Origin of the sequence: Pseudomonas sp. SHLD1 (assembly GCF_028640935.1) — a bacterium.
GTDB lineage: Bacteria > Pseudomonadota > Gammaproteobacteria > Pseudomonadales > Pseudomonadaceae > Chryseomonas > Chryseomonas aestiva.
The window spans coordinates 349,381-371,707 of sequence record NZ_JAQZAD010000035.1; the positions used below are offsets into that span (position 1 = coordinate 349,381).

Genomic DNA, 22,327 nt, shown 5'->3' on the forward strand with positions numbered 1-22,327 from the left:
CATGAACCCGAACTATCTCGATTTCGAACAGCCCATCGCCGATCTCCAGGCCAAGATCGAGGAACTTCGACTGGTCGGTAACGACAATGCGCTGAACATCAGTGACGAGATCGCCCGGTTGCAGGAGAAGAGTCAGGCGCTCACCAAGAGCATCTTCAGCGACCTGTCCAGCTGGCAGGTGGCCCGTCTGGCCCGGCATCCGCTGCGTCCCTACACCCTCGACTACATCAGCTACCTGTTCAGCGATTTCGAAGAGCTGCACGGTGACCGCCACTTCGCCGACGATCCGGCCATCGTCGGTGGCATCGCCCGCCTGGAAGGTCGTCCGGTAATGATCATCGGTCACCAGAAGGGCCGCGAAGTGCGCGAGAAGGTCCGCCGCAACTTCGGCATGCCGCGTCCGGAAGGCTATCGCAAGGCCTGCCGCCTGATGGAAATGGCCGAGCGCTTCAAGATGCCGATCCTGACCTTCATCGACACCCCCGGCGCCTACCCGGGCATCGATGCCGAAGAGCGCGGTCAGAGCGAGGCCATCGCCTGGAACCTGCGGGTCATGGCGCGCCTGAAGACCCCCATCATCGCCACGGTGATCGGCGAGGGTGGTTCCGGTGGCGCCCTGGCCATCGGCGTCTGCGACCAGCTCAACATGCTGCAGCACTCCACCTACTCGGTGATCTCGCCGGAAGGTTGCGCCTCCATTCTGTGGAAGACCGCCGAGAAGGCCCCCGATGCCGCCGAGGCCATGGGCATCACCGCCGAGCGGTTGAAGAGCCTGAACATCGTCGACCAGGTGATCGACGAGCCCCTGGGCGGTGCCCACCGCGATCCCCAGGCCATGGCCAACAGCCTGCGCAGCGCACTGCTGGAGCAGCTGGATGAACTCAAGGGCTACGACCTGCCGGCGCTGCTGGACCGTCGTTACAAGCGCCTGATGAGCTACGGCATTTCCTGATAGCGCGGCCATGAGTCTGCTGGGCCGGCTGCACGCCCGCCTGGAGCGGCAGCCGCCTACCCGTCACTGGCGGGTGGGCTTCTCCGGCGGACTCGACTCCACCGTTCTCCTGCACCTCTGCGCGCGACTGCGCGCGCGCGGTCTGCTGGTCGACCTGCAGGCGGTGCATGTGCACCACGGCCTGCAGGCCGCGGCGGATGCCTGGGTCGCGCATTGCAACCGGGTCTGCCAAGGGCTGGCCATTCCGCTCGCTGTCCTGCGCGTCCGCACCGATGGCGCCGCCAGTCTCGAGCGAGCCGCCCGCGAAGCGCGCTATGCCGCCTTCGCCCGGGTGCTGCCGGAGGATGGCTGCCTAATGCTGGGCCAGCATCGCGACGATCAGCTGGAGACCCTGTTGCAGCGGCTGGTACGCGGCGCGGGTGCGAAGGGCCTGGCCGGCATGCCGGAGACCCGATCGCTAGCGTCCGGTCGCCTCTGGCGCCCGCTGCTGGACGAACCCCGCGCCGCCCTGCTGGCCTATGCCGAAGCCGAAGGGCTGGACTGGATCGAAGATCCCAGCAATGCCGATACCGGACTGGATCGCAATTACCTGAGGCACGAGGTGCTGCCACGGCTGCGCCAGCGCTGGCCAGGGGTCGATCAGGTCATGGCGCGCAGTGCCCGTCACCTGGCCGAAGCCGACGAACTGCTCGGCGAACTGGCCAGCCTGGATCTGCAGCAAGCGCGGCTCGGCGCACAGCCTTTCCCCTGGATTCCCTTGCCCAGTCTGGCCCTGGCGCCCTTGCAGAGCCTGAGCGAGGCCCGCCAGCGCAATGCCCTGCGCGCCTGGCTGGATGCGCTGACGCGCCAGCCCGACAGCGTCCATTGGGCCGGCTGGCAGGCGGTGCGCGAGGCGGGCGCGGCCAGCGATCCCGTCTGGCGCCTCGAAGGCGGCAGTCTGCGCCGTGGGGCGGGACGGATCTGGTGGGTGCCGGACGCCTGGCAGGTCATGCCGTTTCCCCAGGCGGTCGCCGCTCAGGCCAGCACCCTGGAGCTGAGGGGCAATGGCCGCCTGATCTTTACTGGGCAGGGCGCCGAAGCCGGCTGGCGGATCGGCTATCGCCAGGGTGGCGAGCGGCTGGTCGTGGCCGGTCGCGGTAGTCGCGATCTCAAGCGCCTGCTCAACGAGCGGGAGGTCCCGCCTTTTCTGCGCGGCCGTTTGCCGCTGCTCTGGCGAGGCGACGAACTGCTGGCCGTGGCCAATCTGCCCGGCCTGAGTGCTCTGCCAGGGGGAGGGCGGCTTGAGTGGCAGCCCGCAGACGGCATGGGTGGGTTTGAGCTGGGATGACCTTTAGGCTAGACTACGCTCCCGTCTTATACCGCATTTTCCGCTCGCCCCGAGTGGACGGTGTGCATTGGTCCGGCGCCAGGCCGACCGCTCTCGCTTTCATCGGCGGCTCTCCGCCTCAACGCAGATTCTAGGAATTTTCATGACGCGCTTTATTTTCGTCACGGGCGGTGTTGTTTCTTCTTTGGGGAAAGGCATCGCCTCGGCCTCCCTGGGCGCCATTCTGGAAGCGAGAGGGCTGAAGGTCACCATGCTCAAGCTGGATCCCTACATCAACGTGGATCCCGGCACCATGAGTCCCTTCCAGCACGGCGAGGTGTTCGTCACCCATGACGGCGCCGAGACCGACCTGGACCTGGGTCACTACGAGCGGTTCATCCGCACCACCGTGACCCAGAACAACAACTTCACCACCGGTCGCATCTACATGGACGTGCTGCGCAAGGAGCGCCGCGGCGACTACCTGGGCGCCACCGTGCAGGTGATCCCGCACATCACCGACGAGATCAAGCGACGCATCATCAAGGGCGCCGGCGATGCCGACGTGGCCCTGGTGGAGATCGGCGGTACCGTCGGCGACATCGAGTCGCAGCCCTTCCTCGAGGCCATCCGCCAGCTGCGGGTGGAGATCGGGGCGCGCCGCGCCATGCTGATGCACCTGACCCTGGTGCCCTACATCGCCACCGCCGGTGAGACCAAGACCAAGCCGACCCAGCATTCGGTCAAGGAACTGCGCTCCATCGGCCTGCAGCCCGATGTGCTGATCTGCCGTTCCGACCACACCGTCGACAGCTCCTCCCGCCGCAAGATCGCGCTCTTCACCAACGTCGAAGAGCGCGCGGTCATCTCCCTGGAAGACGTCGACACCATCTACCGCATTCCCTCCGTGCTGCATGCCCAGGGCCTGGACGAGTTCGTCGTCGAGCGCTTTGGCCTGGAATGCAAGCCGGCTGATCTGTCCGAGTGGGATCGCGTGGTGGACGCCAAGCTCAACCCCGCGCAGGAAGTCACCATCGCCATGGTCGGCAAGTACATGGAACTGCTCGACGCCTACAAGTCGCTGATCGAGGCCATGACCCACGCCGGCATCCAGAGCCGCACCAAGGTCAACCTGCGCTATATCGACTCCGAGCACATCGAGCAGCAGGGAACCCACCTGCTCAAGGGCGTGGACGCCATCCTGGTGCCCGGCGGCTTCGGCCTGCGCGGCGTGGAAGGCAAGATCGCCACCGTGCAGTACGCCCGCGAGAACAAGATTCCCTACCTGGGCATCTGCCTGGGCATGCAGGTGGCGGTGATCGAATTCGCCCGTAACGTGCTGGGCTGGAAAGACGCCAACTCCACCGAATTCGACAAGGCCAGCGGGCACCCGGTGGTTGGCCTGATCACCGAGTGGCAGGATTCCACCGGCGCCACCGAGATCCGCACCGAAGGCTCCGACCTGGGTGGCACCATGCGCCTGGGCGCCCAGGAGTGCCAGCTGAGCGAAGGCACCCTGGTGCACGACTGCTACGGCCAGGACGTCATCGTCGAGCGCCATCGTCACCGCTACGAGGTCAACAACAACCTGCTGCCGCAGATCCAGGCCGCCGGCCTGAAGATCTCCGGTCGCTCGGGCGACGGCGCCCTGGTGGAAGTGGTGGAAGCCCCGGACCATCCCTGGTTCGTCGCCTGCCAGTTCCACCCGGAGTTCACCTCCACCCCGCGTGACGGCCATCCGCTGTTCAGCGGCTTCGTCAACGCCGCCCTGCGTTACGCCAAGAAGGATTGAGCATGACCGTGCAGAAGATCGTCCGCGTCGGCAACATCGAGATCGCCAACGACAAGCCCTTCGTGCTGTTCGGCGGCATGAACGTGCTGGAATCCCGTGACCTGGCCATGCAGGTGTGCGAGCAATACGTCAAGGTGACCGAGAAGCTGGGCATCCCCTATGTCTTCAAGGCCAGCTTCGACAAGGCCAACCGCTCCTCGGTGACCAGCTATCGCGGTCCGGGCATGGAAGCCGGGCTGCGCATCTTCGAAGAGCTCAAGGCCACCTTCGGCATGCCGGTGATCACCGACGTCCACGAGCCCTACCAGGCGGCTCCGGTGGCGGCGGTGTGCGACATCATCCAGCTGCCGGCCTTTCTCTCGCGGCAGACCGACCTGGTGGTGGCCATGGCCAAGACCGACGCCGTGATCAACATCAAGAAGGCGCAGTTCCTCGCGCCCCAGGAGATGAAGCACATCCTCGCCAAGTGCGAAGAAGCCGGCAACGACCAGCTGATCCTCTGCGAGCGGGGCTCCTCCTTCGGCTACAACAACCTGGTGGTCGACATGCTCGGCTTCGGCATCATGAAGAGCTTCGGCTATCCGGTGTTCTTCGACGTGACCCACGCCCTGCAGATGCCGGGCGGTCGCGCCGATTCCGCCGGCGGCCGCCGCGCCCAGGTCACCGACCTGGCCAAGGCCGGCATGAGCCAGGGCCTGGCCGGTCTGTTCCTCGAAGCCCATCCGGATCCCGAACATGCCAAGTGCGACGGCCCTTGTGCCCTGCGCCTGGAGAAGCTGGAGCCCTTCCTGGCCCAGCTCAAGGCGCTGGACGAGCTGGTGAAGTCGTTCACGCCGATCGAAACTGCCTAAGCGGCGGCTGAACCAAAAGGCCCAGGCGCAGCCGAAGGCTGATCCGTCAATGACCGGTAACATGGAGATCGATACAAAAATGGCTAACATCGTCGACATCAAGGGACGTGAAGTCCTGGATTCCCGCGGCAACCCCACCGTTGAAGCGGACGTGATCCTGGACAATGGTATCGTCGGTCGCGCCACCGCGCCGTCCGGCGCGTCCACCGGTTCGCGCGAGGCACTGGAGCTGCGCGACGGCGACAAGAGCCGCTACCTGGGCAAGGGTGTACTGAAGGCCGTGGGCAACATCAACGGCCCGATCCGCGACCTGCTGCTGGGCAAGGATCCGAGCGACCAGAAGGCCCTGGACCACGCCATGATCGAGCTGGACGGTACCGACAACAAGGCCAAGCTGGGCGCCAACGCCATCCTGGCCGTGTCCCTGGCGGCCGCCAAGGCCGCTGCCGAAGACCAGGACCTGCCGCTCTACGCCCACATCGCCAACCTGAACGGCACCCCCGGTCAGTACTCCATGCCGGTGCCGATGATGAACATCATCAACGGCGGCGAGCATGCCGATAACAACGTCGACATCCAGGAATTCATGGTCCAGCCGGTCGGCGCCAAGAGCTTTGCCGACGCTCTGCGCGTGGGTGCCGAGATCTTCCATCACCTCAAGGCCGTGCTCAAGGCCCGTGGTCTGAGCACTTCCGTGGGTGACGAAGGCGGCTTCGCGCCGAACCTGGCTTCCAACGCCGACGCCCTGGCCGCCATCGCCGAAGCGGTGAAGAACGCCGGCTACGCGCTGGGCACCGACGTGACCCTGGCCCTGGACTGCGCCTCCAGCGAATTCTACAAGGACGGCCAGTACGACCTGTCCGGCGAAGGCAAGGCCTTCGACGCCAACGGTTTCGCCGACTACCTGGCCGGGCTGACCGAGCAATTCCCGATCATCTCCATCGAAGACGGCATGGACGAGTCCGACTGGGCGGGCTGGAAGGCCCTGACCGACAAGATCGGCAGCAAGGTGCAGCTGGTGGGCGACGACCTGTTCGTCACCAACACCAAGATCCTCAAGGAAGGCATCGAGAAGGGCATCGGTAACTCGATCCTGATCAAGTTCAACCAGATCGGCTCCCTGACCGAGACCCTGGAAGCCATCCAGATGGCCAAGGCCGCCGGCTACACCGCGGTGATCTCCCACCGCAGCGGCGAGACCGAAGACTCCACCATCGCCGACCTGGCCGTGGGCACCGCCGCTGGTCAGATCAAGACCGGTTCGCTGTGCCGCTCCGATCGCGTCTCCAAGTACAACCAGCTGCTGCGCATCGAAGAGCAGCTGGGTGCCAAGGCGCCTTACCGCGGCCGTGCCGAGTTCCGCAGCTAAGGGCTGTGCGACCGGGGAGGCGCTGACTCGCGTCAGCGCCTCCCGCCACGTCCGACGGACCACAGGATAGATGCCCAGTTTACAAGCGTAGAGCTGGGCTTCTATCCTGTTTTCGTCTTTGCCGCCGCCTTTGCGGCATCCGCCGTCCGCGAATCCGTTATCTCCCATGCGAAGTCCCTACTGGCTGTTCCCCTTCCTGCTCCTGCTGCTCGGCGGTCTTCAGTATCGCCTGTGGGTCGGTGACGGCAGCTTCGCCCAGGTGCGCGAACTCAAGCAGCAGATCGCCGACCAGAATGGTGAGAACAAGCGCCTGCTGGAGCGCAACGAGATCCTCGAAGCCGAGGTCGTCGAGCTCAAGAAAGGCATGGAGACCGTCGAGGAGCGTGCCCGCCACGAACTCGGCATGGTCAAACAAGGCGAAACCCTCTTCCTGCAATCCAAATAATGTCCCTCCTGCCTTCCTTCTGGGCGGTCATCCCCGCCGCGGGCGTGGGTACGCGGATGCGTGCCGACCGACCCAAGCAATACCTCGATCTGTGCGGCCGCAGCCTGCTGGAGCGCACCCTCGACTGTTTTCTCGACCACCCGCGCCTGCGTGGCCTGGCGGTGAGCCTGGCGCCGGAAGATCCCTGGTGGCCCACGCTGGCCTGCGCCCGCGATGCTCGCATCCTGCGCGCACCGGGCGGTCGCGAGCGCGCCGACTCGGTGCTCGGTGGCCTGCTGGTGCTGAGCGAGCAGGGCGCCACCGACGGCGACTGGGTGCTGGTGCACGATGCCGCGCGACCCAATCTCCGTCGCGAGGATCTGGACCGGCTGCTGGCCGAACTGGCCCAGGACCCGGTAGGTGGCCTCCTGGGCGTGCCGGCACGGGATACCCTCAAGCGCGTCGGCCGCGATGGCCGGGTGAGCGAAACCGTGGATCGCAGCCAGGTCTGGCTGGCCTATACGCCACAGATGTTTCGCCTCGGTGCCCTGCGTGACGCCCTGAGCGCCGGCCTGGCCGCGGGCGCCGCCATCACCGACGAGGCCTCGGCCATGGAGTGGGCCGGCCATGCGCCGCGTCTGGTCGAGGGCCGGGCGGACAACATCAAGGTCACCACCCCCGAAGACCTGCAGCGGCTGCAGGTCGTCTTCGCCGAGGCCTAGGATCCAGGCCCGCAGCGGCCCATCGCTGAAAGGACGCGCTCGCTGCGCTCAACCTGCCGGGTGGCGAGCCCCTGGGCGCGGGGTGCCCAGGCCCTGCTTGAGGTGCTCCACCAGCAGGCGAATCTTCGGCGAGAGAAAGCGCCGCTGCGGATAGAGCGCCCAGACCGCGCTATTGGGCGGCTGACGATTGTCCAGCAGGGCGCGCAGCTCGCCGCGGGCCAGATGCGGCTGCACGTAGTAATCCGGCAGCTGGCACAGGCCGAAGCCGCGCAGGGCGGCGTCGAGCACCGCCTGGCCGCTGTTGCAGCGCCAGGAACCCTGGACCCGGTGCAGCACCTCGCGCTCGTTTTCGCGAAAGCTCCAGATATCGCTGGTACCCACCAGGCAACGATGGCGACTCAGCTCGGACAGGGTATGGGGCGCGCCGAAGCGTTCCAGATAGCTCGGCGCGGCGCACAGATAGAGCTCCCGCGGCGCCAGGCGCGTCGCCACCAGGCGCGAGTCGGCCAGGCGGCCCAGGCGGATGGCCAGGTCGTAGCCCTCGTGCAGCAGGTCGACGGTGCGGTTGGTCAGGTCCAGCTCCAGACTCACCTCGGCATGGCGGGCGAGGAAATCGTTGACCAGGGGTACGACGAAGCGCTCGCCATAGGTCACGGCGCAGGTCATGCGGATCAGCCCCTTGGGCTGGCTGGAGAGATCGCTGACCTCGCGCAGGGCTTCGTCGCGCGCCTCCTGCAGACGGCGGCAGTGCTGCAGAAAGGTGTGGCCGGCTTCGGTGAGGGCGACGCTGCGGGTGCTGCGATAGAGCAGGCGCGCCTGCAGGCGCTCCTCCAGCCGTGCCACCTGACGGCTGACGTGAGACGTGGAGGTGCCCAGGCGATCGGCGGCCTGGCCGAAGTGCAGGGTGTTCGCCACCGCGACGAACTCGTCGATGCCCTCCCAACCCATGATTGTTTCCCTGTGGCAAAAATGAATTCCAGTATGCCCGATTGTTCCAGGATTTCTGGCGTCTAAACTGATCACCTCGTTTTTTCGTCCTACTGGAGTCGAGCATGATCAAGTCCCGCGCCGCCGTAGCCTTCGCGCCCAATGAGCCCCTGAAGATCGTGGAAGTGGACGTCGAGCCGCCCAAGGCCGGCGAGGTGCTGATCCGCATCGTCGCCACCGGCGTCTGCCACACCGACGCCTACACCCTGTCCGGCCAGGACTCCGAGGGGGTCTTTCCCTGCATCCTCGGGCACGAAGGCGGCGGCATCGTCGAAGCGGTGGGTGAGGGCGTGACCTCGGTCGCCGTGGGCGATCACGTCATCCCGCTGTACACCGCCGAATGCGGCCAGTGCAAATTCTGCAAATCCGGCAAGACCAACCTCTGCAGCTCGGTGCGCGCGACCCAGGGCAAGGGCCTGATGCCCGACGGTACCACCCGCTTCTCCTACAACGGCGAGCCGATCTACCACTACATGGGCTGCTCGACCTTCTCCGAGTACACGGTGCTGCCGGAGGTTTCGGTTGCGAAGATCCCCGCCGAGGCCCCCCTGGAAAAGGTCTGCCTGCTGGGTTGTGGCGTCACCACCGGCATCGGCGCCGTGCTCAACACCGCCAAGGTGGAAGAGGGCGCCACCGTTGCGGTCTTCGGCCTGGGTGGCATCGGTCTGGCGGCCATCATCGGCGCCAAGATGGCCAAGGCCAGCCGCATCATCGCCATCGACATCAACCCCTCCAAGTTCGACATCGCCCGCGAACTGGGCGCCACCGACTTCGTCAATCCCAAGGATCACCAGAAGCCGATTCAGGAGGTCATCGTCGAGCTGACCGACGGCGGCGTCGACTACAGCTTCGAGTGCGTCGGCAACGTCAACCTGATGCGTGCGGCCCTGGAGTGCTGCCACAAGGGCTGGGGCGAGTCGGTGATCATCGGCGTGGCCGGTGCCGGCCAGGAGATCAGCACCCGGCCCTTCCAGCTGGTGACCGGTCGCGTCTGGCGCGGCAGCGCCTTCGGCGGCGTCAAGGGCCGCAGCGAGCTGCCCGGCTATGTGCGCAAGGCGCAGAGCGGCGAGATCCCACTGGACACCTTCATCACCCACACCATGGGCCTGGAGCAGATCAACGAGGCCTTCGAGCTGATGCACGAAGGCAAGAGCATCCGCACCGTCGTCCATTACTGATCACCAGGAGGGCGCCCCTGGGCGCCCTCCTGTCCGGGAGATGACCATGAGTCTCGAACTGCTCTCCAGCAACAAGAGTTTCGGCGGCTGGCACAAGCGCTATCGCCATCGCGCGCGCAGTCTCGACTGCGACATGACCTTCGCCGTCTACCTGCCACCCCAGGCGGAGGCCCGCAGCGATCTGCCGGTGCTCTACTGGCTGTCGGGGCTGACCTGTACCGACGAGAACTTCATGCAGAAGGCCGGCGCCCAGCGCCTGGCGGCCGAACTGGGCCTGGTGCTGGTGGCACCGGACACCAGCCCGCGCGGCGAAGGCGTACCGGACGATCCCGAGAAGGCCTGGGACTTCGGCCTGGGCGCCGGCTTCTACATCAATGCCACCCAGCAGCCTTGGGCCAAGCACTACCGCATGCACGACTACGTGGTGGAGGAGCTGCCGGGGCTGATCGAGGCCAACTTCCCGGTCTCGGATCGCCGCGGCGTCAGCGGTCATTCCATGGGGGGCCATGGGGCCCTGATCTGCGCCCTGCGCCATCCGGGGCGCTACCGTTCCGTGTCGGCCTTTTCGCCCATCGTCAATCCGCTGGATTGTCCCTGGGGGCACAAGGCGTTCTCCAACTACCTGGGTGACGACCGCAGCAGCTGGGCGGAGTGGGATGCCTGCGCGCTGCTGGCCAAGGCCGAGGAGCGCCTGCCGCTGCTGGTCGACCAGGGCGAGCAGGACAGCTTCCTCGCCGAACAGCTCAAGCCCCAGGCCCTGCAGCGGGCGGCGGAAGCCGCGGGTCATCCGCTGGAACTGCGTCTGCAGCCAGGCTATGACCACAGCTATTTCTTCGTCGCCAGCTTCATCGACGACCACCTGCGGCATCACGCGGCGGCCCTGTCGAGCCCGTAAGGGCGACGGCGCCTGTCCACAGCCGGTAGAATCGACGCCCTGTCATTTTCCAGGGCGTCTCTCTTCATGCGCATAGGTCACGGTTTCGACGTTCACGCCTTTGGCGAGGGCGATTTCATTACCCTCGGTGGCATTCGTATTCCCCACCACCTTGGCCTGGTCGCCCACTCCGACGGCGACGTGCTGTTGCACGCCCTGGCCGATGCCCTGCTGGGTGCGGCCGCCCTGGGCGACATCGGCAAGCATTTCCCCGATACCGATCCGCGCTTCAAGGGCGCCGACAGCCGGGTGCTCCTGCGCCATGTGGTTGGGCTGGTCCGTGAACAGGGCTGGAAGGTCGGCAACGTCGACGGCACCATCGCCGCCCAGGCGCCCAAGATGGCACCGCACATCGAGGCCATGCGCCAGGCCATCGCCGAGGACCTGCAGGTCGAGCTGGGCCAGGTCAACGTCAAGGCCACCACCACCGAGCGCCTGGGTTTCGTCGGGCGCGAAGAGGGCATCGCCGTGCACGCCGTGGCCCTGCTGCTGCCACTATGACCGAAGACCAGCTGCTCGGGCCGCGTGCCCATGGCGAGCCCTGCGGCCAGGCGATCCTCAAGGCCAGTGCCGAGGACTTTCAGGTGGACGAGGTGCTGGACATCCCGCTCAGCGGTGATGGCGAGCACCTCTGGCTATGGGTCGAGAAGCGCGGCCTCAACACCGAGGAGGCCGTACGCCGCCTGGCGCGTGCCGCCGGGGTGCCGCAGCGGGCGATCAGCTACGCCGGTCTCAAGGATCGCCAGGCCTTGACCCGCCAGTGGTTCAGCCTGCACCTGCCCGGCAAGGCCGATCCGGACCTGGCAGCCGCCTGCGACGAGACGCTGGTGATCCTCCAGCAGGGTCGGCACCGGCGCAAGCTGCAGCGGGGCGCCCATGCCGCCAATGGCTTCCGCCTGCGCCTGACCGGGCTCCAGGCCGATGCCGCGGTGCTGGAGGCGCGGCTGCAGGCCATCGCCATCGGTGGCGTACCCAACTATTTCGGCCCGCAGCGCTTCGGCTACCAGGGCGGCAATCTGGCTGACGCCCAGGCGTGTGCCCGCGAGCAACGGCTGCCCGAACAGCGCAACCGGCGTTCGCGGAGCCTGTCCGCCGCGCGCAGCTGGCTGTTCAATCAGGTGCTGGCCGGTCGCATCGCCGACGGCTCCTGGAATCAAGCGCAGGAGGGCGATCTGCTGGCCTTTACCGACAGCCGCAGCCACTTTCCGGCGACCGCCGCCGATCTGGCGGATCCGCGCCTGGCGGCGCTCGATCTGCACCCCACCGGGCCGCTGTGGGGCGCCGGTGAATCCCCGGTGCAGGGTCCGGCCGCGGCCCTGGAACAGGAGGTGGCCAAGGCCGCCGGAGAGCTGCCCGCCTGGCTGGCCGGTGCCGGCCTCTCGCATGAACGGCGCATCCTGCGCCTCCCCATCGGCGGCCTGACGTGGCATTATCCCGCTCCTGACATTCTGCAACTCGAATTCGTCCTGCCGGCCGGCTGTTTTGCCACCGCAGTGGTTCGCGAGCTGGTAACGCTTGGCGAGGCAGGGCAGACGGAACATCCATGCGACTTCTGATCGCCAACGACGATGGGGTGCTGGCCCCCGGTATCGCCGCGCTGCATGCCGCGCTCTCCGCCCGTGCGGACTACGAGTGCCAGGTAGTCGCGCCGCTCTATGACATGAGCGGCGTGAGCAGTGCCCTGACGCTGGACCGCCCCCTGCATCCGCAGCGCCTGCCCAATGGCTTCCTGGGCGTCAACGGCACGCCTACCGATTGCGTTCACCTTGGCCTCAATGGCCTGCTGGAAGAGACGCCGGACATGGTGGTGGCCGGGATCAACCTGGGCGCCAATCTCGGCGACGACGTCCTCTATTCCGGTACCGTGGCCGCGGCCATGGAAGGGCGTTTCCTCAACCGCCCGGCGCTGGCCTTCTCGCTGGTGTCGCGCAGTGCCGACAACATGGCGGTCGCGGCCGAGATCGCCGCCCGCATCGTGGCCCTGCACGAGCGCTTCGATCTGCCGCCGCGCACCGTCCTCAACGTCAACATCCCGGATCTACCGCTTGCGCAGATCAAGGGGCTGCAGCTGACCCGCCTGGGTCACCGCGCCCAGGCCAAGCCGCCGGTACGCGAGGTCAATCCGCGTGGCAAGGCGGGCTACTGGATCTCGGTTTCCGGCGATGCGGTGGATGGCGGACCGGGCACCGACTTCCATGCCGTGCTGGAAGGCTATGTCTCGGTCACGCCGCTGCAGTTCGATCGCACCTTCCGCGAGGGCTTCGCCGGCCTGCAGGCACTGACGGAGCTGCTGGCATGACTCAGGGGCAAGAGCATATGCAAAGACACGGCATCGGCATGACCTCCCAGCGCACCCGGGAGCGCCTCATCCAGCGCCTCTACGAAGAGGGGCTGTCCAACGCCCAGGTGCTGGAGGTGATCCGCCGTACGCCGCGTCACCTGTTCGTCGACGAGGCCCTGGCCCATCGCGCCTACGAAGACACGGCGCTGCCCATCGGCCACAACCAGACCATCTCCCAGCCGTTCATGGTGGCGCGCATGACCGAGCTGCTGCTCGCCGGCGGTCCGCTGGACAAGGTCATGGAGATCGGCACCGGCTCCGGCTACCAGACCGCCATCCTCGCGCAGACCGTGGAGCGGGTGTTTTCCGTGGAGCGCATCCAGTCGCTGCAGGACCGAGCCAAGGAGCGCCTGCTCGAACTCAATCTGCGCAACGTGGTGTTTCGCTGGGGCGATGGCTGGGAAGGCTGGCCGGCGCTGGCGCCCTACAACGGCATCATCGTCACTGCCGCGGCGCGGGAAGTGCCCCAGGCGCTGCTCGACCAGCTGGCACCAGGCGGTCGCCTGGTGATCCCGGTAGGCGTCGACGAGGAGCAGAAGCTCCTGCTGATCGTGCGCGAAGACGAAGGCTTCGTCCGCCACGAACTCAATGCCGTCCGTTTCGTGCCGCTGCTCAATGGACCCCTGGCCCAGTGAGCGACAGGGAACGTTACCCCGGTACCGCGCTCCAAGGCTGCCTGGCGGCTGCGGCCGCTTGAGGCCGGCGGGATGGCCGGACGGTAGATGATCAGACTCTGCGGGAGGAACGGGTGAAGGCCCGAGCGCAAGGATTTCCAGGACGAGGGCGTTCAGGCTGGCTGGCGGGGGTGCTCGTGGCCCTGCTGCTGGCGGGCTGTTCGAGCAACGGTTCGCGAGCGCCGGTGGTCGACCGCGGCGATGGCCGCAGCAGCGTACCCCAGGTCACTTCCGGGCAGTATCGCGTCAAGCGCGGTGACACCCTGTTCTCCATCGCCTCGCGCAACGGCTGGGAATGGCGTGCCCTGGCGGCCCAGAACGGCCTCGGGGCGCCCTATGTCATCCATGTCGGCCAGGTCATCCGTTTCGGCAGCGGTTCCAGCGCCAGTGGTTCCAGTCGCATCATCCGCCGACCGGCCACGGTAGCTTCCGGTCCGGCGCCCGGCACTCCGGTGGCGACACCGGTGCCCATCCCGCCACCCGTCACCTCCAGTCCCACTGCCGCCACCCCGGTGGTAACCCCCAATCTGCCCGCCGCGCCCCCGCCGACGCCGGTGACGCCCGCGCAGACGCCGACCCGTGACGTCCCCCAATCCGCATCCGGTTGGGCCTGGCCGACGAAAGGTACGCTGATCAGCCGCTTCTCGGCCAGCAGCAGCCTAAACAAGGGAATAGACATCGCCGGGCAGGAAGGTCAGCCCGTGATGGCCGCTGCCGACGGCACTGTGGTCTATGCGGGAAATGGTCTACGCGGTTATGGTGAACTGGTTATCGTCAAACACAGCGAAACCTACGTCAGTGCCTACGGTCACAATCGTAGGTTGCTGGTTCGGGAAGGTGAGCGTGTCAAGATAGGGCAGACGATTGCCGAGATGGGTTCGACCGGGACTGATCGGGTCAAGCTCCATTTCGAGATTCGCCGTCAGGGCAAGCCGGTGGATCCCTTGCAGTTTTTGCCCAATCGCTGATTCGCTAGGCGCCGACTCGATCCCGCAGCTTTTTGGGGGCGAGTCATGGCGCATCGGCAACGTATCGATACGCCCTGGCTCGAAGCGCAGACGAGCAAGGGTTACTCAAGATGATCCAGAACAAACAAGAAACCGGGTACGACCTCGGCGATGATGTCCTGCTTCTAGATTCCAATCCCTTCGGTGAGGAATCCGCCGATTCAGCCATGACTAAGGCGCTCTCCGGGCGCGGCAACCAGGTCTTGCGGGGGGCGAAGCTGGCCGACTACGGCCGAGCGCTCGACGCCACTCAGCTCTATCTCAACGAAATCGGCTTTTCGCCGCTGCTGTCACCGGCGGAGGAAGTGCATTTCGCCCGTCTTGCCCAGCGCGGCGATCCCGCCGGTCGCAAGCGCATGATCGAAAGCAACCTGCGCCTGGTGGTGAAGATCGCCCGGCGCTATATCAACCGCGGGCTGTCGCTGCTCGATCTGATCGAGGAGGGCAATCTCGGCCTGATTCGCGCCGTGGAGAAATTCGATCCCGAGCGAGGTTTCAGATTCTCCACCTATGCCACCTGGTGGATCCGGCAGACCATCGAGCGGGCGATCATGAATCAGACCCGCACCATTCGCCTGCCGATCCATGTGGTCAAGGAACTCAACCTGCACCTGCGCGCTGCGCGCGAACTGACCCAGAAGCTCGACCACGAGCCTTCACCCGAGGAAATCGCGGCCCTGCTGGAAAAGCCGGTGGCAGACGTCAAGCGGGTGATGGGCCTCAACGAGCGGATCAGCTCGGTGGACATGGTCCTCGGCCCCGATTCCGACAAGACCCTGCTCGATACCCTGACCGACGACCGCCCCACCGATCCCTGCGAATTGCTGCAGGATTCGGATCTCAACCAGAGCATCGACCAGTGGCTGCTGGAGCTGCCGGAAAAGCAGCGCGAGGTGGTCGTGCGTCGCTTCGGCCTGCGTGGTCATGAAGCCTGCACCCTGGAAGAGGTCGGGCAGGAGATAGGGCTCACCCGCGAGCGGGTCCGGCAGATCCAGGTCGAGGCGCTGAAGCGGTTGCGCGAGATCTTCGAGCGCAATGGCCTGTCCAGTGACTCGCTGTTCTGAACATGCCTAGCTGAATGTCAGCCAAACGGAGCCCGGATTTATCCGGGCTTTTTTCTGCGTGTTGTTGTAAGCCACGGCTTACAGTCGGCGTAAGCATGCATCGCTTCAGGCTGCCGGAAAGCACCGCTTGAGCAACCCGACTAAGAGCCAAGTGCTTGATGTGTAACGTTTTCTTGTTTCGAAGGGGGTGTTGAGCGAGTTCGCCGTGACGGATTGTGGCAGATTGCCAGCCTTCGGGAGAAGCGTACTATCGGCGCTGTGTCTGGGACGACACGGATCGGCAGGAAGCGGATCGGGAACACCTCAGGACGAGGTTCACCAGGACGGTGACAGGATTACAGGGACAGGGACGAAGGGGGCGGAGCGATCCGCCCCCTTTTTTTATGGCCTGGATTTTCCAGGCGCGGCCTAGCGTTCGAGCTGGGCGAGCTTGCCGGTCTTGCCATCCCATTCGGCCGCGTCGGGCAGGGCTTCCTTCTTCTCGGTGATGTTCGGCCAGATGTTGGCCAGCTCACTGTTGAGTTCGATGAAGGCTTCCTGGCCGGCCGGTACCTCGTCTTCCGAGAAGATCGCCTGGGCCGGGCACTCGGGTTCGCACAGGGCGCAATCGATGCACTCGTCCGGGTGAATCACCAGGAAGTTGGGACCCTCGTAGAAGCAGTCCACCGGGCAGACTTCCACGCAGTCGGTATATTTGCATTTGATGCAGTTGTCAGTGACGACGAAGGTCATCTGCTCGTTCTCCTCAGGCTAAGGCGGCGGATTCTAGCAGCATTGCCGGAACCCTCGTATCCGTTAACTCAGATACGCTTTTTCCATTCGTAGATAAGCTCCAGGGCCCGTCTGGGTGTGATGTCGTCCGGCTGCAGGCGTTCCAGTTCCTCGATAAGAGGATGGCTAGCGCTGGCGAACAGATCGGCCTGCAAGGGGCGGCCCTTGGCCGGCGCGCTCACCGGCAGTGGTACACCCACCTCACCGTTGAAACTGGCCGCCTCCAGGCGGGCGAGGTGTTCGCGTGCGCGCAGGATGACATCCTCCGGCACCCCAGCCAGTTGGGCCACGGCCAGGCCGTAGCTCTGGCTGGCCGGGCCGGGCAGCACATGGTGCAGGAAGACGATGCGGTCGTTGTGCTCGGTGGCGTTGAGGTGGACGTTGGCCACGCTTGGCTGGCCTTCCGGTAGCACGGTCAGCTCGAAGTAGTGGGTGGCGAACAGCGTCCAGGCGCGCAGGCGCGCCAGTTGCTCGGCGGCGGCCCAGGCCAGGGACAGGCCGTCGAAGGTACTGGTGCCGCGGCCGACCTCGTCCATCAGCACCAGGCTGTGTTCGCTGGCGTTGTGCAGGATATTGGCGGTCTCGCTCATCTCCACCATGAAGGTGGAGCGGCCACCGGCCAGGTCGTCGCTGGAGCCGATGCGGGTGAAGATGCGATCCACCAGCGACAATTCGCAACTCGCCGCCGGGACGAAGCTGCCGACATGGGCCAGCAGCACGATCAGCGCGGTCTGGCGCATGTAGGTGGACTTGCCGCCCATGTTCGGACCGGTGATCACCAGCATGCGGGTGTCGTTGTCGAGGGTAACGTCGTTGGCGACGAAGGGCGTTTCCAGCACCTGCTCCACCACCGGATGACGTCCCTGGCCGATCTTCAGGCAGGGCTCCGCGACGAAGCGCGGCTTGTTCAGGTCCAGGTTGAGGGCGCGCTCGGCGAAATTGGCCAGGACGTCCAGCTCGGCCAGGGCCGCGGCGCTGTCCTGCAGCGACGCCAGGTGACCGATCAGTTCTTCCAGCAGCGCTTCGTAGAGGGCCTTTTCCCGCGCCAGGGCGCGACTCTGGGCCGACAGCGCCTTGTCTTCGAAGGCCTTGAGCTCCGGGGTGATGAAGCGCTCGGCGCCCTTGAGGGTCTGGCGGCGGATATAGTCGGCCGGTGCCGACTCGGCCTGGCGGCTGGGGATCTCGATGAAATAGCCGTGGACGCGGTTGTAGCCGACCTTGAGCCCTTGCAGGCCGGTGCGGGCCTTTTCCCGGGCCTCCAGGTCCATGAGGAACTGGCCGGCGTTCTCGCTCAGGGTCTGCAGCTCGTCCAGCTCGCTGTCGTAGCCGCGCTTGATGACGCCGCCGTCGCGGATCACCGCCGGCGGATTGTCGATGATGGCGCGGGCCAGGGTGGTGGCCAGTTCCGGATAGGTCTGGATGCTCCTGGCCAGGTCGAGCAGGTGCGGGGCGATCATCTGCGTCAGCCCGTCCTGCAGCGCCGGCAGCGCGGCCAGGGCGTCTCTCAGGCGCGCGAGGTCGCGCGGGCGGGCGTTGCGCAGGCCGATACGGGCGAGGATGCGTTCCAGGTCGCCGATATCCTTGAGCTGCGGCTGCAGCGTCTCGAAGCGATAGCCCTCCAGCAGGCAGGTGATGGCGTCCTGGCGGGCCTCGATGATGGCGCGATTGCGCAGCGGGCGATTCAGCCAGCGGGTCAGCAGACGACTGCCCATGGCGGTCTGGCAGCGGTCCACCACCGACTGCAGGGTGTTGTCGCGGCCGCCGGCCAGGTTGACGTCCAGCTCCAGGTTGCGGCGGCTGGCCCCGTCGAGGATGACGGTGTCGTCCAGGCGCTCGTGCCTGAGGCTGCGCAGGTGCGGCAGGGCGGTGCGCTGGGTCTCCTTGGCATAGGTAAGCAGGCAGCCGGCGGCGCCGATGGCCAGGCCCAGCTTGTCGCAGCCGAAGCCCTTGAGGTCGCCGGTACCGAATTGCTGGCAGAGACTCTTGAGCGCCGAGTCGCAGTCGAAGTCCCAGGGCGCCCGGCGGCGTACGCCGCGACGCTTCTCGGCGGGCAGGCCGGCGGGCCAGTCGTCGGGGATCAGCAGTTCCGCGGGGTTGAGACGATCCAGCTCGGCCAGCAAGGTCTCCCAGCCGGCCAGTTCCTGCACGGTGAAGCGGCCGCTGGCGATGTCCAGCACGGCCAGGCCGAACAGGCGCTCGTCGCCCAGCACGGCGGTCAGCAGGTTGTCGCGGCGCTCGTCCAGCAGCGCTTCGTCACTGACGGTGCCGGGGGTGATGATGCGCACCACCTGGCGTTCCACCGGGCCCTTGCTGGTGGCGGGGTCGCCGATCTGCTCGCAGATCACCACGGATTCGCCGAGCTTGACCAGCTTGGCCAGGTAGCCTTCGGCGGAATGGAAGGGAATGCCGGCCATGGGGATGGACTTGCCGGCCGAGGCGCCGCGGGCGGTCAGGGTGATGTCGAGCAACTTGGCGGCACGCCGGGCGTCGTCATAGAACAGCTCGTAGAAATCGCCCATGCGATAGAACAGCAGCTGTTCGGGGTGCTGATGCTTGATCCTGAGGTACTGCTGCATCATCGGGGTGTGTGCGGAAAGATCGGTCATTGCTAGCTTTCTGGAAGGGGCGTCTATTTGACAATGCCCCATTGTCTAATACTTAGGCGCCCTTTGTCGGCATCCGAGGCGGTTCAGCGACGTCGATTTCACGGTTGCGGATGTACCGAGCGGTCATCTTGGCGTCGGTGTGGCCACCCAGCTTCTGGGCGTCGTTGCCCTGGCGCTTGGTGTCGGTCAGCGCCTTGGCGCGGAGGTCGTGAAGGGTGGCATCAGCCACGCCGGCGCGATCGCAGGCGATCTGGTACATCTGCTTGACGGTCTGGTAGTTCACCGGCCGTCCACCCCGGGCCGTGCAGAAGAGAGTCAGCCCGCGCACCGGCCGCGGCAGCGCCTTGGCACGATCGATCACCGCCTGCAGGTCGGGCGTCATCCGCACCACCAGGCGCGCGCCGGTCTTCTGCTGCTTGAAGGCGATCCCCTCCGGCGAGATGTCGGCCAGGCGGATGGCCAGGACGTCGCTGATGCGCTGGCCGGTCAGGTAGCACATCTCGTAGATCACACGCATGTTCGGCCCGGCTGCGGCCAGGATGCGGTGGAACTCCTCGTCGCTGACATAGCGCTCGCGCTTCTTCTCGGCGTGGCGCTTGATCCCTACGCACGGGTTCGAGTCCACTAGCTGCCACTCCAGGGCGTGCTGGAAGACCACGCGCAGGAACGAGAGGATCCGGTTGCACATGTTCGGCGTGTCGGCCATGTGCATCTTCAGCAGGGCGACGTGCTTCGGCAGCACCTGGCGAGGTTCGAACTCGGCGAAGGTCTCCTTCAGCTTCGCCGCGGCGATCTGGTACTGCTTGATCGTGTTCAGTGCCAGGCGCGGGGTCATGTGCTCCAGCACCTTGTCGATGAGCGCGGGCATCCCGCCCTGGCTCTTCGGGTCCATCGCCTTGGCGTAGGCGATCAGGGCCTCCTGGTAGTCCACGCCGAGCCGCGTCCATACGTTCTTGCGCACCAGGTAGTAGGCCCCGTGCTTCTGGTACATGCACGCCGGCAGGTGCCGGTCCTTCATGCGTCGGCGCATTCGCCTATCCCCTCATGCCAGCCGCAACTGCGGCTCCTTCCGTTTCGACGACACAGACCCAAGGCGCGCCAGGACAACCTCGCGCAGCACCTTGGGCCGGCCGTTCCCGTCTATCACAAAGCCGAAGCGCTCGCGCTCCAGCCAGCGCACCTGATCCCGAGCTCGCTTGTAGCCGGTGAGCTCGGCCACCTCTTCTTCAGTCAGGAACATGGCTACCTCCGGTGCTTTCGATTGCGTGCCTTCTCGCCCTTGCTGCGATTGGCCGGCTGATAGTGGTCGCCGTCCTGGCGATGGATCACGACCTGCTGGCGCGCGAGTGCGGCCGCCCAGTGGTGGCAGGTGCCGTCGATGACCAGGCGCATGGTCACGCTGCCGTTGTGCAGAAATGGCTCATCAGGTGAGCCGATTGTGTGTTCGATTCGGCTCATGGCATGGACCTGCCGATCTCGGCGGCGGCGCGGACGATTGCGCGGCGACAAGCTGCGAACTTATCGCCTCCATTTTCCTCCGTGCTTTCCTGGCATGCGTAGCGGCGAGATTCCGCCTCTACCTGGAGATCATCTCCACATGCGTCGTACCGATACATGACGACTTCTATCTCAAGCGCCACCGCCAGCCGCAGCGCATCACCGTCGTCGGTAAGCGGGTTCCACTCGTACTCAGCGCTATCAAGGATCGGATCGAAGAATGACAAGCGGTCACCTATCCACCCCTTCACCTGGAAGCCGTTGGCCTTCGCCGCCAGCTCCAGCAGTTCGCGGTCTGTGCTCATGGGGTCACCTCCAGTAGGGCGGTCGGCACGCTTACGGTATCGCCGAGCCTGTGAGCTACGATGGTCCGGCAGGCAGCGATCAGCGGGGTGGGCCCGTCTAGCATTGGCGTGCCTTCTTCCCAGCTCTCGGCCACCCAGTATTCCGGCGGCCCGCCAAGCTCGGTCGAGTAGGACTGCAGGCCGATTGCGAACTTCTCAATGAGGGGCCCGCCACAGATCCAGCTAGTAGACGGCGAGTACGAAAATCGCTTAGTGCTATCGGGCTTGTGTGTCCCGACCAGGATGACAAGGCCATTGCTCTTCAGCTGGCCATCCTGCGCCCGATCCGGCTGCCAGCCCTCGACGATTGCTACCGCCCAGTCAAGCGCCCGACCTTCGAGGCTGGCCGTCTCCACGTTTACGAACTCGGTCATGGCTGCTGCTCCTTGGCCAATGCCAGATCAATGGCTGCGCTCAGCATCTCGCCGCCGTTTGCGAAGTCGCCCGGGATGGCATCCATGTCCTCGATCACGATCAGCTCGCGTCGTGACAAGGCCACAGTGCAGGCGCCGTCTCGGAGGTAGCGGTACCGCTCGGCGTCGCGCCGCAGCTCCGCGTTCTCCGCCTTGAGCTGGCGATACTCGGCCACCGCTGCCTTGTCGCGCCGTAGCAGCTCGGATGTCTCGACCGCGCCGATGAGTTCCTTCACCATGCTCAGCCATCTGGCAGAGGCTTCGCCACCTGTGGGCGTCGAGTAGCCTAGGTAACTCAGGACATGACAGAGCCGCTCGACATCCGCGTAGTCGGGACAGTCGCAAAGGAGCGCATCGACGTCGACCTTGAGCCGGTCCCGCTCGACGCAGACGCTCTGCATGTGAGCGACGGCGTTCTCGTGATTGGCGTTCGCTGCGTCCACCTCATCCAGCAGGGCCAGGATGGCGGCGGGGTTTGCCAGTTCAGTGAAGCGCTCTACGGTAGCCGGCCAGCAGTTCTCGCCCTCGGCGATCAGGCGTTCGGTGGCTTCGCGTAGTTGCTGCTGTACGAGGATGGTCATGCCGCACCGCCTTCGACCTTGCGGTAGCCGGCGTCGTAGATGGCTGCTGGGCCGCCCTCGGCGTAGAGAGCTTCAATCTCGGAAAGAACCAGATCTACCCCGCGCTCTTGATCCGTGCGCACCGGCCTGAAGCAGGAGCCCTGGACGCTGCCAGTCCCCACATGCTCTTCGTACTGGAACACGGCATGGTCTTCGCCATTGATCTTGGTGTGCGCGAGGATCTGCACCTCGATCCATTCTGATTCCTCCTCGCCGTGGCTCAACATCTCGCAGACCGTACCAACCGGCGGCAGACTATTGCCGGCCCAGGCAGGGCGCCGCACAAGATGCGGGTCATCTTGCTCTGTCGCCGCCACGGCCCAGCCGCTTCCGACCAAATAGAGCAGCCCCTCAGCACCGTCTGCCTTGTAGAAGTCGACGCCGTTCGGCCCTCCTTCATCGCCCCAGGGCCGCGCGAACTCTGCATCTTTAGGAGCCTTGCTCCAGTCGATATTTTTCGTAGACATGACAGTCC

25 protein-coding genes are annotated in these 22,327 nt (G+C 65.8%); 15 read left to right on the forward strand and 10 right to left on the reverse strand.

Going from position 1 to position 22,327, the window contains the following annotated elements; translation table 11 throughout:
- Position 1 precedes the first annotated feature (1 nt).
- The 7 genes from PVZ77_RS25190 to ispD all read left to right on the forward strand — a co-directional run bounded on the left by PVZ77_RS25190 (position 2) and on the right by ispD (position 7,416).
- Positions 2 to 952, forward strand: coding sequence for an acetyl-CoA carboxylase carboxyltransferase subunit alpha (locus tag PVZ77_RS25190; RefSeq protein ID WP_273808743.1), 951 nt, complete (start codon positions 2 to 4; stop codon positions 950 to 952).
- Between the two features lie 10 nt (positions 953 to 962).
- Positions 963 to 2,279, forward strand: coding sequence for a tRNA lysidine(34) synthetase TilS (gene tilS, locus PVZ77_RS25195; protein WP_273808744.1), 1,317 nt, complete (start codon positions 963 to 965; stop codon positions 2,277 to 2,279).
- A gap of 142 nt (positions 2,280 to 2,421) precedes the next feature.
- Positions 2,422 to 4,050 (forward strand): CTP synthase, encoded by a 1,629-nt coding sequence (locus PVZ77_RS25200; protein ID WP_273808745.1) that lies wholly within the window; start codon positions 2,422 to 2,424, stop codon positions 4,048 to 4,050.
- Positions 4,051 to 4,052: 2 nt separating this feature from the next.
- Positions 4,053 to 4,901 (forward strand): 3-deoxy-8-phosphooctulonate synthase, encoded by an 849-nt coding sequence (kdsA, locus tag PVZ77_RS25205; RefSeq protein ID WP_183631039.1) that lies wholly within the window; start codon positions 4,053 to 4,055, stop codon positions 4,899 to 4,901.
- Positions 4,902 to 4,980: 79 nt separating this feature from the next.
- Entirely contained in the window at positions 4,981 to 6,270 is a 1,290-nt protein-coding gene (gene eno / locus PVZ77_RS25210; protein ID WP_273808746.1) for a phosphopyruvate hydratase, read from the forward strand.
- A gap of 166 nt (positions 6,271 to 6,436) precedes the next feature.
- Positions 6,437 to 6,715 carry a septum formation initiator family protein gene (locus PVZ77_RS25215; protein ID WP_007159473.1) on the forward strand — a complete coding sequence of 93 codons (279 nt, stop codon included), beginning with the start codon at positions 6,437 to 6,439 and terminating at the stop codon, positions 6,713 to 6,715.
- Positions 6,715 to 7,416 carry a 2-C-methyl-D-erythritol 4-phosphate cytidylyltransferase gene (gene ispD / locus PVZ77_RS25220; RefSeq protein WP_273808747.1) on the forward strand — a complete coding sequence of 234 codons (702 nt, stop codon included), beginning with the start codon at positions 6,715 to 6,717 and terminating at the stop codon, positions 7,414 to 7,416. The genes PVZ77_RS25215 and ispD overlap by 1 nt, the downstream gene beginning before the upstream one ends.
- A gap of 48 nt (positions 7,417 to 7,464) precedes the next feature.
- On the opposite strand, the gene PVZ77_RS25225 is transcribed toward ispD, so the two are convergent.
- Positions 7,465 to 8,364 (reverse strand): LysR family transcriptional regulator, encoded by a 900-nt coding sequence (locus tag PVZ77_RS25225; RefSeq protein WP_405046227.1) that lies wholly within the window; start codon positions 8,362 to 8,364, stop codon positions 7,465 to 7,467.
- Positions 8,365 to 8,468: 104 nt separating this feature from the next.
- Here PVZ77_RS25225 and PVZ77_RS25230 point away from each other — a divergent pair, with 104 nt between their 5' ends.
- The 8 genes from PVZ77_RS25230 to rpoS all read left to right on the forward strand — a co-directional run bounded on the left by PVZ77_RS25230 (position 8,469) and on the right by rpoS (position 15,601).
- A complete protein-coding gene (locus tag PVZ77_RS25230) occupies positions 8,469 to 9,581 on the forward strand; it encodes an S-(hydroxymethyl)glutathione dehydrogenase/class III alcohol dehydrogenase (RefSeq protein WP_017639036.1) in 1,113 nt (370 codons plus the stop codon).
- 40 nt (positions 9,582 to 9,621) lie between these two features.
- Positions 9,622 to 10,476, forward strand: coding sequence for an S-formylglutathione hydrolase (gene fghA, locus PVZ77_RS25235; RefSeq protein WP_273808748.1), 855 nt, complete (start codon positions 9,622 to 9,624; stop codon positions 10,474 to 10,476).
- Positions 10,477 to 10,542: 66 nt separating this feature from the next.
- A complete protein-coding gene (gene ispF / locus PVZ77_RS25240; RefSeq protein ID WP_273808749.1) occupies positions 10,543 to 11,016 on the forward strand; it encodes a 2-C-methyl-D-erythritol 2,4-cyclodiphosphate synthase in 474 nt (157 codons plus the stop codon).
- Positions 11,013 to 12,071 carry a tRNA pseudouridine(13) synthase TruD gene (gene truD / locus PVZ77_RS25245; protein WP_273808750.1) on the forward strand — a complete coding sequence of 353 codons (1,059 nt, stop codon included), beginning with the start codon at positions 11,013 to 11,015 and terminating at the stop codon, positions 12,069 to 12,071. Before ispF ends, truD begins: the two co-directional genes overlap by 4 nt.
- Entirely contained in the window at positions 12,059 to 12,814 is a 756-nt protein-coding gene (gene surE / locus PVZ77_RS25250; RefSeq protein WP_133859800.1) for a 5'/3'-nucleotidase SurE, read from the forward strand. Before truD ends, surE begins: the two co-directional genes overlap by 13 nt.
- A 38-nt stretch (positions 12,815 to 12,852) precedes the next feature.
- Entirely contained in the window at positions 12,853 to 13,491 is a 639-nt protein-coding gene (locus PVZ77_RS25255) for a protein-L-isoaspartate(D-aspartate) O-methyltransferase (RefSeq protein WP_273808874.1), read from the forward strand.
- Between the two features lie 170 nt (positions 13,492 to 13,661).
- Positions 13,662 to 14,498, forward strand: coding sequence for a peptidoglycan DD-metalloendopeptidase family protein (locus tag PVZ77_RS25260; protein ID WP_261793975.1), 837 nt, complete (start codon positions 13,662 to 13,664; stop codon positions 14,496 to 14,498).
- Positions 14,499 to 14,608: 110 nt separating this feature from the next.
- Positions 14,609 to 15,601 carry an RNA polymerase sigma factor RpoS gene (rpoS, locus tag PVZ77_RS25265; RefSeq protein ID WP_273808751.1) on the forward strand — a complete coding sequence of 331 codons (993 nt, stop codon included), beginning with the start codon at positions 14,609 to 14,611 and terminating at the stop codon, positions 15,599 to 15,601.
- A gap of 408 nt (positions 15,602 to 16,009) precedes the next feature.
- Here rpoS and fdxA read toward each other — a convergent pair whose 3' ends face one another.
- The 9 genes from fdxA to PVZ77_RS25310 form a co-directional block, all read right to left on the reverse strand.
- Positions 16,010 to 16,333 carry a ferredoxin FdxA gene (gene fdxA, locus PVZ77_RS25270; protein WP_059314069.1) on the reverse strand — a complete coding sequence of 108 codons (324 nt, stop codon included), beginning with the start codon at positions 16,331 to 16,333 and terminating at the stop codon, positions 16,010 to 16,012.
- Between the two features lie 68 nt (positions 16,334 to 16,401).
- Positions 16,402 to 18,978 (reverse strand): DNA mismatch repair protein MutS, encoded by a 2,577-nt coding sequence (gene mutS / locus PVZ77_RS25275; protein ID WP_273808752.1) that lies wholly within the window; start codon positions 18,976 to 18,978, stop codon positions 16,402 to 16,404.
- A gap of 52 nt (positions 18,979 to 19,030) precedes the next feature.
- Positions 19,031 to 20,008 (reverse strand): tyrosine-type recombinase/integrase, encoded by a 978-nt coding sequence (locus PVZ77_RS25280; RefSeq protein WP_093250229.1) that lies wholly within the window; start codon positions 20,006 to 20,008, stop codon positions 19,031 to 19,033.
- 12 nt (positions 20,009 to 20,020) lie between these two features.
- Positions 20,021 to 20,218, reverse strand: coding sequence for a DUF4224 domain-containing protein (locus PVZ77_RS25285; RefSeq protein ID WP_093250225.1), 198 nt, complete (start codon positions 20,216 to 20,218; stop codon positions 20,021 to 20,023).
- Positions 20,219 to 20,220: 2 nt separating this feature from the next.
- Complete coding sequence (locus PVZ77_RS25290; protein ID WP_273808753.1) at positions 20,221 to 20,436, reverse strand: hypothetical protein; 216 nt, start codon at positions 20,434 to 20,436, stop codon at positions 20,221 to 20,223.
- Positions 20,433 to 20,780: a hypothetical protein gene (locus PVZ77_RS25295; RefSeq protein WP_273808754.1), complete on the reverse strand. Its 348-nt coding sequence runs from the start codon at positions 20,778 to 20,780 to the stop codon at positions 20,433 to 20,435. Before PVZ77_RS25295 ends, PVZ77_RS25290 begins: the two co-directional genes overlap by 4 nt.
- On the reverse strand, positions 20,777 to 21,193 hold the full coding sequence (locus PVZ77_RS25300; protein ID WP_273808755.1) for a phage protein NinX family protein: 417 nt from the start codon (positions 21,191 to 21,193) through the stop codon (positions 20,777 to 20,779). Before PVZ77_RS25300 ends, PVZ77_RS25295 begins: the two co-directional genes overlap by 4 nt.
- Entirely contained in the window at positions 21,190 to 21,813 is a 624-nt protein-coding gene (locus PVZ77_RS25305; RefSeq protein ID WP_273808756.1) for a hypothetical protein, read from the reverse strand. Before PVZ77_RS25305 ends, PVZ77_RS25300 begins: the two co-directional genes overlap by 4 nt.
- Positions 21,810 to 22,319 carry a hypothetical protein gene (locus PVZ77_RS25310; protein WP_273808757.1) on the reverse strand — a complete coding sequence of 170 codons (510 nt, stop codon included), beginning with the start codon at positions 22,317 to 22,319 and terminating at the stop codon, positions 21,810 to 21,812. Before PVZ77_RS25310 ends, PVZ77_RS25305 begins: the two co-directional genes overlap by 4 nt.
- Positions 22,320 to 22,327 lie beyond the last annotated feature (8 nt).